Source organism: Anaerolentibacter hominis (genome assembly GCF_032380675.1).
Taxonomy (GTDB): domain Bacteria; phylum Bacillota; class Clostridia; order Lachnospirales; family Lachnospiraceae; genus Anaerolentibacter; species Anaerolentibacter hominis.
Window position 1 is genome coordinate 105,090 of sequence record NZ_JAWDIX010000005.1, and the last position, 17,910, is coordinate 122,999.

Annotated in this window: 14 protein-coding genes and 1 other annotated feature; of the genes, 11 read left to right on the plus strand and 3 right to left on the minus strand. The window is 48.6% G+C overall.

Annotated elements, in window-relative coordinates:
• The first annotated feature begins 37 nt into the window (after positions 1-37).
• From eno to ABCW47_RS13925, 6 genes are all read left to right on the plus strand, one after another.
• A complete protein-coding gene (eno, locus tag ABCW47_RS13900) occupies positions 38-1,342 on the plus strand; it encodes a phosphopyruvate hydratase (protein ID WP_343210542.1) in 1,305 nt (434 codons plus the stop codon).
• A 182-nt stretch (positions 1,343-1,524) separates the two neighbouring features.
• Positions 1,525-2,811 (plus strand): hypothetical protein, encoded by a 1,287-nt coding sequence (locus ABCW47_RS13905; RefSeq protein WP_343210543.1) that lies wholly within the window; start codon positions 1,525-1,527, stop codon positions 2,809-2,811.
• The gene (locus tag ABCW47_RS13910; protein ID WP_343210544.1) at positions 2,795-3,466 is read left to right on the plus strand and encodes a DUF6320 domain-containing protein; all 672 of its coding nucleotides are present in this window, start codon (positions 2,795-2,797) and stop codon (positions 3,464-3,466) included. Before ABCW47_RS13905 ends, ABCW47_RS13910 begins: the two co-directional genes overlap by 17 nt.
• A 22-nt stretch (positions 3,467-3,488) precedes the next feature.
• Positions 3,489-4,463 (plus strand): alpha/beta hydrolase, encoded by a 975-nt coding sequence (locus ABCW47_RS13915; RefSeq protein ID WP_343210545.1) that lies wholly within the window; start codon positions 3,489-3,491, stop codon positions 4,461-4,463.
• A 136-nt stretch (positions 4,464-4,599) separates the two neighbouring features.
• Positions 4,600-5,277 carry an aspartate/glutamate racemase family protein gene (locus ABCW47_RS13920; protein ID WP_343210546.1) on the plus strand — a complete coding sequence of 226 codons (678 nt, stop codon included), beginning with the start codon at positions 4,600-4,602 and terminating at the stop codon, positions 5,275-5,277.
• 85 nt (positions 5,278-5,362) lie between these two features.
• Positions 5,363-6,169, plus strand: coding sequence for a sugar phosphate isomerase/epimerase family protein (locus ABCW47_RS13925; RefSeq protein WP_343210547.1), 807 nt, complete (start codon positions 5,363-5,365; stop codon positions 6,167-6,169).
• Positions 6,170-6,283: 114 nt separating this feature from the next.
• Here the strand turns inward: ABCW47_RS13925 and ABCW47_RS13930 are convergent, their stop codons facing one another.
• On the minus strand, positions 6,284-8,836 hold the full coding sequence (locus ABCW47_RS13930) for a calcium-translocating P-type ATPase, PMCA-type (protein WP_343210548.1): 2,553 nt from the start codon (positions 8,834-8,836) through the stop codon (positions 6,284-6,286).
• A gap of 100 nt (positions 8,837-8,936) precedes the next feature.
• Here ABCW47_RS13930 and ABCW47_RS13935 point away from each other — a divergent pair, with 100 nt between their 5' ends.
• From ABCW47_RS13935 to ABCW47_RS13945, 3 genes are all read left to right on the plus strand, one after another.
• A complete protein-coding gene (locus tag ABCW47_RS13935; RefSeq protein WP_343210549.1) occupies positions 8,937-9,494 on the plus strand; it encodes a manganese efflux pump in 558 nt (185 codons plus the stop codon).
• A 76-nt stretch (positions 9,495-9,570) separates the two neighbouring features.
• On the plus strand, positions 9,571-10,329 hold the full coding sequence (gene truA, locus ABCW47_RS13940; protein WP_343210550.1) for a tRNA pseudouridine(38-40) synthase TruA: 759 nt from the start codon (positions 9,571-9,573) through the stop codon (positions 10,327-10,329).
• Between the two features lie 66 nt (positions 10,330-10,395).
• A complete protein-coding gene (locus tag ABCW47_RS13945) occupies positions 10,396-11,451 on the plus strand; it encodes a hypothetical protein (protein ID WP_343210551.1) in 1,056 nt (351 codons plus the stop codon).
• A 69-nt stretch (positions 11,452-11,520) separates the two neighbouring features.
• Here the strand turns inward: ABCW47_RS13945 and rbsK are convergent, their stop codons facing one another.
• Together rbsK and ABCW47_RS13955 are read right to left on the minus strand one after the other, a co-directional pair.
• A complete protein-coding gene (gene rbsK / locus ABCW47_RS13950) occupies positions 11,521-12,435 on the minus strand; it encodes a ribokinase (protein ID WP_343210606.1) in 915 nt (304 codons plus the stop codon).
• Positions 12,436-12,647: 212 nt separating this feature from the next.
• On the minus strand, positions 12,648-13,247 hold the full coding sequence (locus ABCW47_RS13955; protein WP_343210552.1) for a DedA family protein: 600 nt from the start codon (positions 13,245-13,247) through the stop codon (positions 12,648-12,650).
• 258 nt (positions 13,248-13,505) lie between these two features.
• Here ABCW47_RS13955 and ABCW47_RS13960 point away from each other — a divergent pair, with 258 nt between their 5' ends.
• Positions 13,506-14,903 carry a L,D-transpeptidase family protein gene (locus ABCW47_RS13960; protein WP_343210553.1) on the plus strand — a complete coding sequence of 466 codons (1,398 nt, stop codon included), beginning with the start codon at positions 13,506-13,508 and terminating at the stop codon, positions 14,901-14,903.
• Between the two features lie 104 nt (positions 14,904-15,007).
• Positions 15,008-15,277 (plus strand) — a binding site (T-box leader).
• 51 nt (positions 15,278-15,328) lie between these two features.
• Entirely contained in the window at positions 15,329-17,740 is a 2,412-nt protein-coding gene (leuS, locus tag ABCW47_RS13965; protein ID WP_343210554.1) for a leucine--tRNA ligase, read from the plus strand.
• Positions 17,741-17,910 lie beyond the last annotated feature (170 nt).

Genomic DNA, 17,910 nt, shown 5'->3' on the forward strand with positions numbered 1-17,910 from the left:
AAAAATACAGAAAAGTTATGATAGAAAGGAAAAATATATGAAAGAGTGTTTTCGCATAAAAGAGGTCAGAGGCCGTGAAATTCTGGACTCCAGAGGTAATCCGACCGTTGAGGCCGAGGTGGTTTTGGCAAACGGCAGCATGGGGAGAGCGGCAGTTCCGTCCGGCGCTTCTACCGGCGCCTATGAGGCGGTAGAGCTGAGAGATAACAAAGTCAGATATAACGGAAATGGTGTGCGCACTGCAGTGGGACATATTAACACCACAATCCGTTCCGAACTGCTGGGTATGTACGCGGGCAGTCAGCGAGAGATTGACCGGGCTTTGCTGGAGTCCGACGGGACAGACAATAAATCAGGACTGGGCGCCAACGCGATTCTGGGTGTGTCTCTGGCAAATGCCAAGGCGATGGCGACAGCGCTGTCGATTCCATTCTATCAGTATGTGGGGGGCGTGAACGGCATTACCCTTCCGGTACCGATGATGAATGTGATTAACGGCGGAAAACATGCGGATTCCAGCCTGAATATCCAGGAATTTATGATTATGCCGGTGGGAGCCGATTCCTTCGGAGAATGTCTGGAATGGGGCACGGCAGTTTTCATGAAATTGAAAAGTCTGCTGAAAAAGCAGGGATATGTAACGGCTGTAGGAGATGAGGGCGGTTTTGCACCAAAATTTGAAAATGATGAGGTGGCCCTGGAATTCCTGACAAATGCCATAAAAGAGTGCGGCTTTGTACCCAGAAAAGATTTTTATATTGCTATGGATGTGGCCGCAACCGAATTATATGACGCGGCGAAGGAAAAAGGTGAAGAAGGGAAGTACTATTTCTGGAAGTCTGATATCATGAAGACCAGACAGGAAATGATCGAATATTTATCCGGACTGTGTATGAAGTACCCTATTAAATCTATTGAGGACCCTCTGGGAGAGGAAGACTGGGAAGGCTTCCGGATACTGACAAAGGAAATCGGAGACCGTGTTCAGATCGTGGGAGATGATCTCTTTGTGACTAATACGAAAAAGATTCAGAAGGGCATCGAAGAGCAGGCGGCCAATGCAGTGCTCATTAAGCCGAACCAGATTGGTACTCTGTCAGAGACCATTGATGCGGTGGAGATGACAAAGAACATCGGATGGAAAGCAATTCTGTCCCACCGTTCCGGTGAAACAGAAGACACCACCATCGCAGATCTGGCGGTAGCCTTAAACTGCAGACAGATTAAGACTGGCGCGCCCTCCAGAACCGACCGGGTAGCGAAATATAATCAGCTTCTGCGGATTGAGGAAAGCCTGGGTGAGAGTGCCAGATTTCCGGGCGTTCACTGCATGAGAGTATAGTCAGTTAATTTAGAACAGATGCCGGCAGGGTTCATAAGCCGGTTGAGAAAGGACAGCACGTCTTTATGGCGTCTGTTCTTTCTTCTTTTCATAGAATATGTTATACTGAATTTTATAATTGCAACAGGAATGTTCTTACATAATTCAGAGGCGCCCCTTACATGGGCCGGATATAGGTGCATATGGGAAAAAGAAAAGAAATTAAACTGAAATGGAGACGGCTGGACAATACGGCGAATATTTACCCGGTGGTTTCCAGCCGGAAGCTGAGCAATGTCTACCGGGTATCCATTGTGTTAAAAGAACCGGTGGTCAGAGAGCTGCTGCAGCAGGCGCTGGAGACAATTATTCCCTGGTTTGACCTGTTCAATGTCAGACTGCGCCGGGGGGTATTCTGGTATTACTTTGAGACGAATAAAAAGACGCCTCTGGTGGAAGAAGAGGTGGTTTACCCCTGCCGTTTTATGGACCCTTACGGAAATGGGCAATACCTGTTCCGGGTGAGTTTTTACGACAGAAGAATTAATCTGGAGGTATTTCATGCGCTTACCGACGGCGCCGGAGCAATGAATTTTCTGAAAGAGCTGGCCTACCAGTATATCAGGCTGGCACATCCGCAAGCATTTTCCGGGACGCCGGACGGCCCGACACGGGAGTGCATTTTTGATATGGAGGACAGTTATCTTAAATATTATAAAAAGACCGGGGCAAAGGGCTATCGCCGGGAGAAGGCGTACCAGCTTAAGGGCAATATGCTTGCAAGTCCCTGCATCGGTATCCTGCACGGCTATATGGATGTGGGGCAGGTAAAGGAGGCGGGAAGGAAATACCAGGCCTCTATCACCCAGTATTTTACGGCGGTGATCATCTGGTCAATTTATACAGAGTGTCTGAATATGCAGAAATCCAGACGGCCGATTGTTATTAATATACCGGTTAATTTAAGACAGTTTTTTCCCTCTACCACTACCATGAACTTCTTCGGGATCGTACTGGTGCGGTTTGACATGAAGAAAAACGGCTACACCTTTCAGGAGATTCTGGACGTGGTGGCGGATGCTATGAAAGAGCAGTTAAATATCCCCCACATGGAGGATCTGATTTCCTACAACGTCTCGAATGAAAAAAACGGGCTGATCCGCCGTATCCCGCTGTTTATAAAAAATATGGGGATCAAATGGATCTACAGCCGCTCCTCCAAGTCATTCACAACGACGGTATCAAATGTGGGTATTGTGAAAACCCTGCCGGAATATGAACCATATATTGACCGGTGCCATGTCACAATGGGAGTCTCCAAAAAACAGCCTTTTAAATGCGGTGTGGTTTCCTATCAGGGCAGGATTGCATTTACGATCAGTTCGGTGCTGGCCGATACGAGGGTGCAACGGTCCTTTTTCCGAAAACTGGCGGAGGACGGGATTCATGTAGAGCTGGAAAGTAACGGGGTGTATGATGAAACGCTGTAATCACTGTCATGTATTAATTCTGGATAATACAAATGTGTGCCCACTCTGCCGCAATGCTCTGGAAGGTATGGAGGGAAAAGAAGGATACCGGAGTTATCCTGTGATCCAGGAAAATCCGCACCAGTATCCCTTTGTGATACGAATATTCTTGTTTTTGTCCATAGTCCAGGCCTGTGTGCTGGTAGGGGTCAATTATCTGACCTATTCTGCGGTCTGGTGGTCGCTGATCCCGGTAGGAGCCACACTTTATTTCTGGATTACTCTATACTATTCGATACAAAACAACACGAACTCAGCTGCCAAAATACTGGTGCAGACCCTCTGTGCCCAGCTGCTTGCCCTGCTGATCGATTTTTCCCTGGGCTATACGGGGTGGTCGGTCAATTACGCCATACCATCCATTTTTATTGTGGCAAATCTGGCCATGCTGGTTTTAATGATTGTGAATTTTATGAACTGGCAGAGTTACATTCTGTTTCAGATCGAGTATGTGGTATTTTCCCTGATTCCAATTGTCCTGCACCTGGTTGGCATCATTACGAAACCGCTCCTGTCTTTTATCGGCGCGGGAATGTCGGTCCTGATCCTGCTGGGAACGATTGTGTTCGGAGACAGGAAGGCAAAAGAAGAATTAAAGCGGCGTTTTCACGTCTGAGCACAGATAAAAAGGAGGTTGAATGAAGAAGGAAGAGAAGCTGAGAAAAAGCAGAAAAGAGCGCAGGGAAAGTGTAAGAGGCAGGCTTGTGCGGGAGCTGTATGCAAATATTACGGCGGCCGGTGTGATCGGAAAGAAAATACGCACGGGAGAATATCGGAGAAACCCGGTTGAACCGAAGTGGCACTGTCCTTCCGGGTACAGCCTTACCACAGTAGATATGGAACGGTTTACAATGGAATGGCTGGAACCAAAACAGCTTCATTCCAATTGTGCAGTCCTGCAGCTGCACGGCGGAGGCTACATTGGACCCATGAAAAATATATACCGCTCCTTTGCGGTGCGGTACAGCGAGGCGCTGGGCGGCGGGAATGTTCTGACAATCGATTACCGAGTGGCGCCTGCCAATCCCTATCCGGCGGCCCTGGAAGATGCCTGCACGGCTTATGAGTGGCTTCTTAATCGTTACCCGGAGAAGCAGATCATCCTGGCGGGGGATTCGGCAGGAGGAGGCCTTGCCCTGGCTCTTTGTATGTGGCTGAGGGATCAGGGCAGATCCCTGCCGAGAGGTATTATTACCATGTCGGCCTGGACGGACCTGACCTGTTCCGGGGATTCCTACGCTGAGAATTATGAGCTGGACCCGCTGTTTGGGAATGCTCCCGACAGTATGCTCTACAACGGGGATTATGTGGGAGAGAGTGATCCCACCGATCCTTACATCTCTCCATTGTATGGTGAATATAATGGCTTCCCTCCCATGCTGATGCAGGTGGGAACCTACGAGATGCTTTTGGATGATACCTTGAACGTTGCAAGAAAGGCAGAGGAACAGAATGTTAAAGTAAAACTCAGTGTTTACGAAGGGATGTTTCATGTGTTTCAGATGGCAGGCTCCCTGATTCCGGAATCAGATAAAGCATGGAAAGAGGTTGGGCGGTTTCTGGCTAAATTGTGTAAAACGGGAAAAGAGGAGCGCAGACAGAGCGAGATTTAATCTGTACTTTTTTTTTCAGAGGGTTTGCTGTATAATGAAGTTTAACTGCTGATCGTTCAGTAAAACCGAAAGAAAATTTCGATTCAGAGGGATCGGCCTGAAATTACAATAAAAGCCATATCAGGAGGTATCGCAAATGAAAGACTTATCAGGAAAGACACTGGGAATTATTCATGCTTCCCATATAACCATCAATGCCATGCAGCCTTACATAAAGGAATTTGTTCCGGAAGTAACCATCATGCATTTGTGCGATGATACCATTCAGAGAGATAATATTGCGGCAGGAGTAGGCGTAATTCCGAAAGTGAATTACTATAAATTTGCCCAGTATGCCCACAATCTGGAAGAGGCAAATGTGGACTTGATTTTGCTGGCATGTTCTACGTTTAATTATGCTGCTGAACTGGGAAGACCACTGGTAAATACGCCGATCGCCCAGATTGACCGGCCGATGATGGAACTGGCTGTGAGGACAGGTAAAAAAATCGGCCTGCTGGCAACGCTGGAAACTACGGTACCTTCCTCTGAACGGCTGCTTCAGATCGCCGCAAGAGAGGCCGGCAAAGAGATTGAATGTAAGACTGTTCTGAAAGCGGAAGCATTTGAAGAATATACCAAAGGAAATATTGATAAACATAATGAGATCTTATTTGATACAATCGAATCCCTGTCAAAGGAAGTGGATTGTATCGTGATGGCACAGCTTTCCATGTCAGCTCTGGCACCGCATCTGAAAGATACGAAAGTTCCGGTATACAACAGCGGAACAACCGGATTCCAGAGAGTCAGGGAGATGCTGGAGGCAGAGTAGGAGAGAAAATTTGCAGCACAAGTAGTTTCAAATTATTTATTAGCGCAGTATCGCAGGCAGGCCTGCGATATGCAGGGGGATAACTATGAAGATTGGGCTCTGTACAAATATGCTGGCAGATTCGTCAGATCCTGTGGGGATGGCATTTCTGCCGTTGTTAAAAAGAATCGGCTGCGACTATGCGGAGCTTCCTCTCAGGGGAGTTGCAGGACTGTCGGAAGCAGACTATGGTACATTGAAGGCCAAGCTGAACGAATTGGACCTTCCGGTTTTATGCTGTAATGATTTCCTTCCCATTACGTTAAGAGTGATCGGGGAAGAATACCAGGAGAAGCAGTTAAGAGATTACCTGGCTCTGGCTCTCACACGGGCCCGGGAGCTGGGCGTGGGGAAGGTCATCTTCGGAAGCGCCAAATCCAGAAACAGGGCGTCGGGATATCCGATGGAAAAGGCTCTGGCGGAAGTGAAAAAGAGCCTGCAGATTATGTGTGAGCAGGCTGCTCTGCGAAATATCGTGATTTCGATTGAGCATTTAAACCGCCTGGAGAGCAACCTGATCAACTCGTTTGAGGAAAGTGCCGCTATGGTGGATGAACTGGGGATAGCCAATCTGAGGACTATTCTGGACTACTACCATTTCGCTCTGGGAAATGAGGATGACGATCTGATTACCAGATATGGGGACAGAATCGGCCATATTCACTTTGCCTGTACACTGGCCAGGCATACCCCGGATCTGAATGATCTGGAAGAGCTGAAACCGGCCTTTGAACGGATCAAATCCACAGGTTACGATGACACGTTCAGCCTGGAGGGATACGCGCCGGATCTGCGGGAGAAGGAAGAGAAGTATGCAGCGGTAATCAGCCGTATAAAAGAATTGACAGCCTGAGTCGATGATTATGAGAATAAAACCAAGAAGCGCCGTTTTGCGGCGCTTCTTTTGTTATGATAAGGTGATACGATTGCTGCAATAAGATGGTGCGTTTTCACGTCCCATCGTTTGTTATTTACCTTTCAGCCTCTTCACAGTCTCCACGATAAATATCGGCATGGCAGAGAAGATCCAGACGAGGCCCCACTGGTGCAAAGTAAGCGGGATGACCTGGAATACAGCTGCCAGCACAGGTATGGATATGACACTTACCTGAAGCAGCGTACAGACGAAGAAGGAAAGGACCAGTTTGGGGTTGGTGAAAAGGCCTGCCTTGAAGATGGACTTTCGGCTTCTCATATTAAACGAATGGAAAAGCTGGGACAGACTCAGCACTGCAAAACACATGGTACGGCCAAGGGGCAGGGATTCTTTGCAGCCCAGATAAAATGACCCTAATGCCAGAGCGCCGATCATGATGCCCTCCAATACAATTTTGTAATACAGCCCGCCGGAGAAAAAGCTCTGTCCCGGAGCGACCGGAGGACGCTTCATAATATCTTTATCCGGGGGGTCCACACCCAGGGCGACGGCCGGAAGGGAATCTGTGACCAGATTCACCCAGAGCAGCTGGACGGCCACCAGAGGAGAGGGGAGGCCCATCAGTATCGCGGTAAAAATAGTTATGATTTCGCCTATATTACTGGAGAGAAGAAAATGAACTGCTTTCTGTATATTATCATAGATTCCCCGGCCTTCCTTCACGGCTGCCACGATAGTAGAGAAATTATCGTCCAGAAGAACCATATCCGCGGCATTCTTTGCTACATCCGTTCCATTTTTGCCCATAGCGCAGCCGATATCCGCACCGCGGAGCGCCGGGGCGTCGTTGATGCCGTCCCCGGTCATGGCCACAATTTCGCCCCGCTGCTGCAGGGCTTTGACAATCTGAACTTTATTTTCCGGTGATACCCGAGCAAATACCCGATAATTTTTTATTGTTTCTCTCAGTTGTTCCGGTGCCATTGCAGAGAGCTCTTTTCCGGTGATTGCCTGTTCTTTATTATGTAAGATTCCTAATTCCCTGGCTATGGCCACCGCGGTATCCTTATGATCCCCTGTAATCATAACAGGGACGATACCGGCCTGTTTGCACAGCTGTATGGACTGAAAAACTTCCGGTCTGGGCGGATCAATGATGCCGATAAGCCCGGCAAATTGCAGCCCTTTTTCCAGGGAGGCAAGATCAGAGGGAAGCGGCCCCTCAAAATCCCGGAATCCCACCGCCAGTACACGGAGCGCGTCGCCTGCCATCGACTGGTTCTGACGCAGAATCTCCCTCTTCTCGAATGAAGAGAGACTGCACAGATCCATCAGGAAATCCACCGCTCCTTTGGTAATAATACGATACCGGCCCGGCCCGATCGAATGAACAGTACTCATCCGCTTTCTGACGGAATCAAACGGCAGTTCGGCCTTCCTCGGATATTTCTTTTCCAGGTCGGCGCGGTTTAAGCCTGCCTTGCGGGCAGCTGTAAGCAGTGCAGTCTCTGTGGGGGAACCGGTGACTGTTTTGCCGTCTATTGCGGCATTATTGCAAAGGCAGCACAGTGTGAGCAGAAGCTTTCTGCTGGTTTCTGGTTCAATGCGTGTCACCGTCATCTGGTTGGCAGTGAGTGTGCCGGTCTTATCGGAACAGATAAAAGTGGCGCTTCCCAGAGTTTCCACAACGGGAAGCCGCCGGACCACCGCATTCTTTTTCGCCATCCTCTGGACGCCCAGTGAGAGCATAATGGTGACAGTGGCGGGAAGACCTTCCGGAATCGCGGCTACAGCCAGGCTGACGGAGGTCATAAACATATCGAAGATGGGGCTTCCGCCCGCAACTCCCACCAGAAAGATAATGACGCAGATTGCCAGTGCGCCGATCCCCAGAAGCTGTCCGGTTTTTGCCAGACGCTTTTGAAGAGGAGTCATGGGTATCTCATCCTGCATCATCAGAGAAGCAATCTTACCTACTTCGGTGTCCATGCCGGTAGCAGTTACCACTGCCTTTCCATGTCCCGCGACAACAAGCGTGGACGAAAAGACCATATTTTTCTGATCGGCCAGAGGCGTCTGTGCCGGCAGATGCAGACCGGCATTTTTATTCACCGGATGAGATTCGCCTGTCAGGGAGGATTCATCGGCCTGGAGCAGGGTGGTTTCAATCAGTCTGGCATCAGCAGGAACAAAACACCCGGTTTCTAATAAAATAATATCACCGGGAACCAGGGCCTTTGCCTCGATGACAGAAGTTTTGCCTGCCCGGATCACAGTAGCCATGGGGGCCACCATATCCCGAAGTGCCTCCAGAGCATGTTCAGCTTTGGATTCCTGCACCAATCCGAGGATGGCATTCAGCAGAACGATTCCCAGAATAATACAGGGTTCAACAAAGTCTACTTCGTGCTTGCAGTAAGAGGCCAGCAGAGAAATTACTGCCGCGGCCAGCAGCGTCAGAATCATAAAATCTTTCAGCTGGGCCAGAAACCGCAGAATAAAAGGTGTTTTTTTCTGGGTGGCCAGCACATTCCAGCCAAATATTCGTCTTCTTTTGGTAATTTCATTTGCGGAGAGTCCTTCTTTAGTATCTGTTTCCTGGGAAAGTACGGTTTCCTGAGCCGTTAATGCATGCCAATCCATGCCAGACCTCCAATCCATGATTACTTCATTTATATGTGGCTTTCTAAAAATTAACCCAATAAGACAACTTGCATAGGATAAAAGAAAAGGATTTTTTATCATGTTATTATTGCAGATGGTACTTTTTTCCTTTTCTGTCAGCATTGATGCTTTTGGAATCGGTATGTCCTACGGCGTTCGGGGAATCCGGGTTCCTCTGCCGGAGAAGCTGGCAATCGGACTGGTGTCCTGGGGTGTTATGTGGGCCGCACTGAAAACTGGCCTTTTTCTCACTGGAACCCTGTCCGGCCAGATCGTCAAAGGACTGGGCAGCCTGGTTCTCGTCGGTATGGGAATTTATTATATATGCAGTGGAATCTGGAATAAAGGCAAGGAATGTGACCTGGATAACTCCATGGTTATTGACCTGAAGGAGGCCTGCCTGATGGGGGCGCTTCTCTCCCTGGACAGCGGCAGCCTGGGTGTGGCGGCAGCGGCAATCGGAGTCTATCACTGGATTCTGCCTGTTATGGTAGGTGTATTTCAGACACTGGTTTTTTCACTGGGAACGGTGATGGCGGGACACCGGCTTCTGAAAAAAAAGAAAATAAACAGCGGAGGTATCCTGTCCGGCGTTCTGCTCATATCCATCGCTTTGTTCCGGTTCTTCGCATCTTGACGTACCGGCAAAAGTAAGTGATAATGAAAACAGCCGTTTTGGCGGCGAAAGAATACAGGGAGTAGAAAAACTGCTGATGAGAAATATTAAACTGACGATAGAATACGATGGCTCCAGATACGATGGATGGCAGAAACAGGCCGGACGGACGAACCGGCTGACCATTCAGGAGAAGATTGAAACTGTGCTGTCTAAAATGGAGAATGAATCCATCCAGCTTGTGGGCGCGGTGCGCACGGAATCAGGCGTGCATGCATACGCCCAGACAGCCAATTTCAAGACGAAATCCAAGATGAAGCCGTATGAAATAAAACATTATCTGAACCGGTATCTGCCGAGGGATATTGCGGTCGTGGAGGCGGAGGATGTCCCTCTGCGTTTTCACAGTACCTTCTCCGTGGAATCGGCGGTGTACCAGTATAAGATTGTGATGGGAGAAGTAGCATCCGTTTTTGAACGGAAATACAGCTATTACAGTTTTCGCCCTCTGGATATAGATGCGATGAGGCAGGGAGCGAAAATTCTGATCGGAAAGCATGACCTGAAGGCATTTTCCGACAATCCCAGGATGAAGAAGTCCACGGTCAGAGAAATATATAACATTGACATTTACGGGGACAAGGAAGAGATACTGATTACGATTCATGCAGATGATTTTTGGCCCGGCCTGGCGCGTATCCTCGTGGGAACTCTTCTGGAGATCGGACAGGGGAACAGGCGGCCGGAGGATCTTACGACGGTCATTGCATCGGGCGACCGAAGGAAGGCCGGAGAAGCCGCTGAGCCGCAGGGGCTGTTTTTGCAGGAGATACGGTATAAGCAGACAGAAGAGTAAGGGAAGCAACAGCACATCGGACTGACATGGATGCAGGGAATGTGCGTCAGAAAGAGGAGGAGAGCTTTGAAGACAAGAATATGTCCGGTCTGTGATCAGCCGGTAAAGGGAAGGTATTGCCGTAACTGCCATAAGTTTGTAGATCCTGTGGAACTGGACGCTCATATTCATCTGAATGAACAGTGTACGCCGGATAATTATTTTGAGATACAGTTAGAAAATGATAAAATCAGGCAGGAGGAACGGCAGAAAAGCCTGAGTCAGAAGGCACAGGCCGCCGGACCTCAGACAGGGAACCATAATCCTGACCCTGTTTACACCTATCAGCCGGGGCCTTCGGGTCATCCCTATGCCAATTCCCCCCAGAGGAATACGGTTTATACAGGAGGGATGCCTGGAACACCGAAGAAAAAGAAGACGAATCCGATTGTCGTTATCATAGTCATACTGGTGCTGATTCAATTTCTGATTCCGATTATTATCGGAATTACCTCCAGTATAAAAAAGGAGTCTATGGAAATTAATGCTCCCGTCACCGGTTTAGATGAAACGGAGGAAAAGCTCTGGGGAGATGAGGCAGAAGAAGATCCATGGAGTGATGATGCGTCAGAGTGGGATTATGTGGATCTGGACTATGACGAGATTCTGGAGCTGGGAGAGGCGGGAACCGGAACGGGCCATATCCGTGCAGATGGAGCCGGACTGGCTGCAAAGATGGATAAAGCCCTTGGGAAAATGGATTTCACATGTGAAATGAGCACGGAGATGGATAATTATAAATCTGTGAAAAAAACCGGGGAAGAGGGATTTACATTTTTCTATAATTATGCGGACTGGTGGATCAGCGATACGGAATATGTAACGGTGGCCAGAGATTCCGTTACGGATGAGCTGATCTACGTCATGATCAGTCTGGAAGATAAAGAGCAGGCGGATGAACTGCTGAAAATGGTGCTGGCGTATACGGAGGATGTATCGGAACAGAAAGCAGGGAACCTGATCGAGTACGATTATGATTACGAAGCCGCGGGTCCGGACGGTGAATATATTGAGCTTGAGAACAGTTATCTGAGCCGTTATTATATGGACGGTGTACATCGCTATTACATCGGCCCGAATTAGGAATGATATTGTATTAACTGGAAAAAGCGCCGTTTCGGCGCTTTTTCTTTTTATGATAGGGCAGACTTTTTATTCCCTGTGAGCTTCCAGGAACCGGTCTATGTCTTCCCTGTCCGGCATGGATGGAGTTGTCCCTAATTTCTGTACGGATAAAGCGGCCAGAGCGTTGGCAAAACGAGCTGCTTCCCACAGATCCATCCCTTCGGCAAGGCCGGCAACAAGACCGCCGTTAAAAGCGTCTCCGGCGCCTGTGGTATCAATGGCATTCACACGAAAGGCAGGAAGAATCCCCCGGCGTTTTCCGTCATTTAGATAGACACCCCGGCTTCCAAGCGTAATCACTACTTCTTTTACACCCCGTGACATAAACCAGTCTGCCGCCTCATCGGCTTTTTCTTCATTTTCAATAGGTATGCCTGTCAAGATTTCGGCTTCCACCTCGTTGGGAGTAATCAGGTCGATTTTCGACAGCAGTTCATCGGATACCGGCTGCACCGGCGCAGTATTTAAGATGACGGTCACACCCTTTTCATGGGCCATACGGATGATACGCTCCGTAGCGGAGACATTGGTTTCCAGCTGTGTGAGAAGATATCCCGTATCGTCAAGAAGCGGAGCGAGAGAGTCTACTTCCCTGTCCGTGATGGTGCTGCAGGCGCCGGGGAGTACGACGATTTCGTTCTGACTGGTAGTTTCATCCACCATGATAAGTGCGGCTCCTGTTTCCGAGTCCGGTGTGCTCAGGATATGGGTGGTATCCATATGTAATTCGTTCATGGCGTCCAGGGCTACACCGGCGAACGTATCCTGCCCCAGTTTTGTCACCATGGTTACCAGGCCGCCTGCCTTATGGGCCGCCACGCCCTGATTGAACCCTTTTCCGCCCGGGCCCATTTTAAACATGCTTCCCTTTACGGTTTCTCCAGGAACGGGAAGATGAGGGGCACGTCCCATCAGATCCACGACAAAACTTCCAAAAACCATAATATTTTTCTTCACTTTTTAAATCCTCCTTATACCGCATTGATAAACAGTCTGGCAGCAATGCTTTCTGTTTATGGTATCCCGGCTGCTTATGGGGAGAACAGCCGGAATGATCCGTGCGTAACCATTTCTTTAGTTCTATGTTAACATTTCCTGGTCATACCGTAAACATTTTTCATATGTATGCAGCTACTCGTTTTTATGCCTGTGTATCAGGCTTTCTGTCTGGATTTTTTTAACGCTGTATACAGAAAAAATAGCAGGAGAAATAACAGCAGGACAAGAAGAAAAATATGGCTGTATTTTTCATAGTAGCTCTGCACAATCTTCCAGTTGGCTTTCAGATAATAGCCAAGCCCCATAAGGATGGTGTTCCAGACCGTAATGCCAATGAAGGAAGAAAAGAGAAAAACCGGATAGGGCTGCTTTAATGCTCCGGCCACAAAGGCTATGTAAGTACGGCATATCGGAATGACACGGCCGAAACAGACAGCCTTGGAACCATGTTTTTCAAATTTCGCGAAGGAAGATTCGATCCCTTTCCTGGAAGCGGGAAACTTTTCCTGGAGTTTATTCAGGAGTTTCTGACCTCCGAAACGGCCGATTGCAAAACAGATGGTTGTACCCAGAAGACCGGCGACCACGCTGACCGGAAGTATAAGAAAGAAGGAGAGGTTGCGCGTCGCGGCTACTGCTCCGGCTAACGGCAGGACAATCTCGCTGGATACCGGGAAACAGGCATATTCCAGGAGTATTAAGAGAAAAATGGCAGTCAGGCCGTACTGAAAGAAAAAAGTCGTGAAAAAGCTCATAGACGATTTACCCCACACTGATTTTATGTTCCATTTTATGAATAATCCGGGAAGTTATGTATATACATAGCCCAGGGACGTGCTATTTTACAGACTTGACATAGAATTAACATATTGATACTGTATAAAAGTACATAAAAATAGAAACAAGCGTATGCCCATCTGCGGGAGAGACTTTCCTGCAGGCGGAGGCCCTGAAATGGACCGGCAGTTTTTGACCGGAGGATATTGCAGGGAATTGGAAATTAGGAGATCACAATGACTAAGACAAAGAGACCAGTTACGAAAGCAATTTTAATCGCGGCGTTTCTTCTCACGCTCGGCTTTTTATTCGGCCGTCCTGCGGTAAGTGAGGCAGCAGAGAAACCGTATATGATTAAAGTAAATAAGCAAAAGAATTGTGTCACAGTCTACGAAAAAGATGAAAAAGGGAAATATACGGTACCGGTGAAGGCCATGATCTGTTCCGGGGGCAGCGACACTCCGGTGGGGACATTCAACACACTGAATAAATACAGATGGCAGCTGATGGTGGAGGACGTGTGGTCACAGTATGCCACCAGAATTACGGGAAGTATTCTGTTTCATTCTGTCTGGTATTATTACAGAGACCCTTCCACGCTGTCAGCCAGGCAGTACAATAATCTGGGGAAAACGGTTTCACACGGGTGTATCCGGCTGACCTGCGAGGATGCCAAGTGGATTTATGACAACTGTCCGCTGGGAACTAAAGTCATAATCTATAATTCCAGCATCGACGGCCCTCTGGGAAGACCTGAGGCGATCAAGCTGCCGCTGTCGACCGGCTGGGACCCAACCGATACGACAAATAAGAGTAATCCTTGGAATGATAAGAAGCCCACGATTTCAGGCGCGAAAAATACGACAGTGAAGTACGGAGCCAAAGTTGACCTGAAAAAGGGAGTGACAGCCAAATCCACGACTGGGTTTGGCATCACTTCAGACATCAAGGTTAAAGGTAAAGTAGATACCAAGTCGCCGGGAAAATATAAGATTACCTATTCAGTGACCGATTTGCTGGGCCGGACGGCGAAGAAAACCGTAACCTGGACGGTAGAGGACAACCGGTATATCCCGGTAATCAGCGGGGTTGGGGCTAAGGCCTATATTGACGGAGATACAGAGCTGACGAAGGATGTGGCGCTGGAGGGCGTTACCGCAACGATTGACGGCAAGAAGGTGGCCGCATCCAAGATTAAGGTGACCATTAAAGAGAAGAAGGAAGATATATATACGGTCACTTATTCTGTGACGGGGCCCAAAGGCCAGGTGACAAAGAAAACATCCACGTTCTACATTGACCGGGAGGCGCCGGAGCTCTTTGGAGTTATGGATCTGTACATGGGCTCCAAGGAACTGAAGCAGTATCTGAAGGACGGAAATCTGGAAGAGTTCATGATGGAGGGTATCACTGCCGAAGATAACCTCTCCAAGATGTCTCCTGCAAGGATTTTCCCGGAATGGTCCTACGAAGCAGATGACATTATTCTGTGTACCTATACTGTTTCCGATGATGCCGGGAATACTACGGAGGCAACCTGCCGGATTTATCTGGACGGGGCGGAGGAACGGGCGGACGCAGATAAGTCTCCCGAAGAACAGCCGGGCGGAAAAGAAAAGCAGCCGGAGTCATAGAAACGGCTCAGGGGTCTTGACAAAAACAAGATCTATGATAGAATAAACATCAGCAAAAACGGCGCCCATGTGCCTTCGGCATATGGGCGTTACTATTCCAAAAGAAAAAGGTAACGAGAAGGAAGAGTAAGAGACAGGCACTTTCAGAGAGCTGCCGGACGGTGTGAGGCAGCAGATCGTTTGACTCCCAACTGGCCTTCGAACCTCCGGACTGAACGTGACAGTATGTTTTATCAGTGATTAAAGCTGGTATGCAGGGTTATTAAGTCTGGACGTATCCCGCGTTAAGGGCGTGAGCGTACAGTACAGGTGCTTTTGTGCGGCATGTACTGTGAAGTAGAGTGGTACCGCGAAGTAAAACCTTCGTCTCTATCGGATAGAGATGGGGGATTTTTTTGTTTTCATACGTTGAAATGGAGGAAAAAATGGCTAAGACATACAACCACAAAGAGGTAGAGAAAAAGTGGCGGGAAAAATGGGAAAATGACCCGATTAATGTGAACGATGGAAAGAAACCGAAGTATTACTGCCTGGATATGTTTCCGTATCCGTCCGGCAGCGGCCTGCATGTAGGACACTGGAGAGGATATGTCATCAGCGATGTGTGGAGCCGTTACAAATTGTTAAACGGCTATTATATCATTCATCCAATGGGCTGGGACGCATTCGGTCTTCCGGCGGAAAACTATGCGATCAAGATGGGTGTACATCCGGCCAAATCCACGGCAGACAATATTGCCAATATCAAGAGACAGATTCAGGAAATCGCGGCAATCTATGACTGGGATATGGAAGTGAATACGACAGACCCCGATTTCTATAAATGGACACAGTGGATCTTTGTAAAGATGTTCAAAGCCGGCCTCGCTTATGAGAAAGAGATGCCGATCAACTGGTGTCCGTCCTGTAAGACAGGACTTGCCAATGAGGAAGTTGTGAACGGCTGCTGTGAGCGCTGCGGTGCTCCGGTTACCAAAAAGAATTTAAGACAGTGGATGTTAAAGATTACAGCCTATGCAGACCGTCTGCTGGCAGATCTGGACAAGCTGGACTGGCCGGAGAAGGTTAAGAAAATGCAGACCGACTGGATCGGCAAGAGCCACGGCGCGGAAATTGACTTTGAAGTGAAGGGCCGTGAGGAGAAGATCCGCGTTTACACCACCAGACCGGATACCTTGTACGGCGCAACCTTTATGGTTCTGGCTCCGGAGCATGCCATGGCCAAAGGCCTGGCAACGGATGACAACAGAGCGGCTGTGGAAGATTATATTTATAAGGCTTCCATGAAGTCCAGCGTGGACCGTCTTCAGGATAAAGAAAAGACCGGTGTGTTCACCGGAAGCTATGCGGTTAACCCGATGAACAATGAGCTGATCCCGATCTGGCTTTCCGACTATGTACTGGCTGATTATGGTACCGGTGCGATCATGTGCGTTCCGGCACACGACGACCGTGACTTTGAATTTGCCACGAAATTTAATATTCCGATTATCCAGGTAATTGCCGAAGAGGGAAAAGAGAACGAAACGCTGACGGAAGCTTATACCGGTGCGGGTGTGATGGTGAATTCAGGTGACTGGACCGGAAGAAACTCGGAGGAACTGAAAAAAGAGGCTCCTTTCATCATGGAAGAGAGGGGAATCGGCAAGGCGACCACAAACTACAAACTGCGTGACTGGGTCTTCTCCAGACAGCGCTACTGGGGCGAGCCGATCCCGATTATTCATTGTCCTCACTGCGGTGCTGTGCCTGTACCGGAGGAAGAACTGCCGTTACTTCTTCCTGAGGTGGATTCCTACCAGCCTACAGGAACAGGGGAATCGCCGTTAGCAGATATTGAAGACTGGGTAAATACCACCTGTCCTGTCTGCGGCGCACCTGCAAAACGGGAGACAAATACCATGCCTCAGTGGGCGGGTTCCTCCTGGTATTTCCTGCGCTATGTGGACAGTAAAAATAAGGAGGAGCTGGTTTCCAGAGAAAAAGCAGACAAGCTGCTTCCGGTAGATATGTATATCGGCGGTGTGGAACATGCCGTACTCCATCTGCTTTATTCCCGGTTCTATACCAAGTTCCTGTGCGATATCGGCGCCATTGATTTTGACGAGCCATTTGTCAAACTGTTCAATCAGGGTATGATCACCGGCAAAAACGGTATCAAGATGAGCAAGTCCAAGGGAAATGTTGTGTCCCCGGATGATCTGGTAAGGGATTATGGCTGTGACTCACTGCGTATGTATGAACTGTTTGTAGGTCCGCCGGAACTGGATTCCGAGTGGGATGAACGGGGAATCGAGGGTGTGAACCGTTTCCTGAACCGGTTCTGGAATCTGGTTAATGACAACCTGGGCAAGAATATTCCTGCTTCCAAGGAAATGTTAAAGGTACGCCACAGAATGATTAACGATATCACGAGCCGTCTGGATAACTTCAGCCTGAACACGGTAGTCAGCGGTTTTATGGAGTACAATAACAAGATGATTGATCTGGCCAAGAAAGAGGGCGGGATTGATCAGGAGACACTGGAAACCGCGGTGATCCTTCTGGCTCCATTTGCCCCTCACGTGAGTGAGGAACTCTGGGAGAGACTGGGCCACAGCACAAGTGTATTTACACAGCGCTGGCCGGAGCACGATGAAGAGATGATGAAGGACGATGAGATTGAAATCGCTGTTCAGATCAACGGAAAGACCAAGGGCGTTATCTCCGTGGCTGCGGATGCTGCCAAGGATGCTGTTCTGGCTGCTGCAAAAGAGGCAATCGCGGATAAGCTTACCGGTAATGTGGTGAAAGAAATCTATGTGCCGGGCAGAATTGTGAATATTGTAATGAAGTAATAGGATTAGGGCGTCAAAAGCACTATAATCGTAATAGAGGAAATAAACAAACCCAGCGTGGGCGTTTTTCATTGCCCCACGCTGGGTTTTGACTGTCATACAATGTAGTTTTGGCTTATTAATTAAGCTCTGCATTACACAGCTCTGCAAGAGGAGTTGCCTGTCCCTTC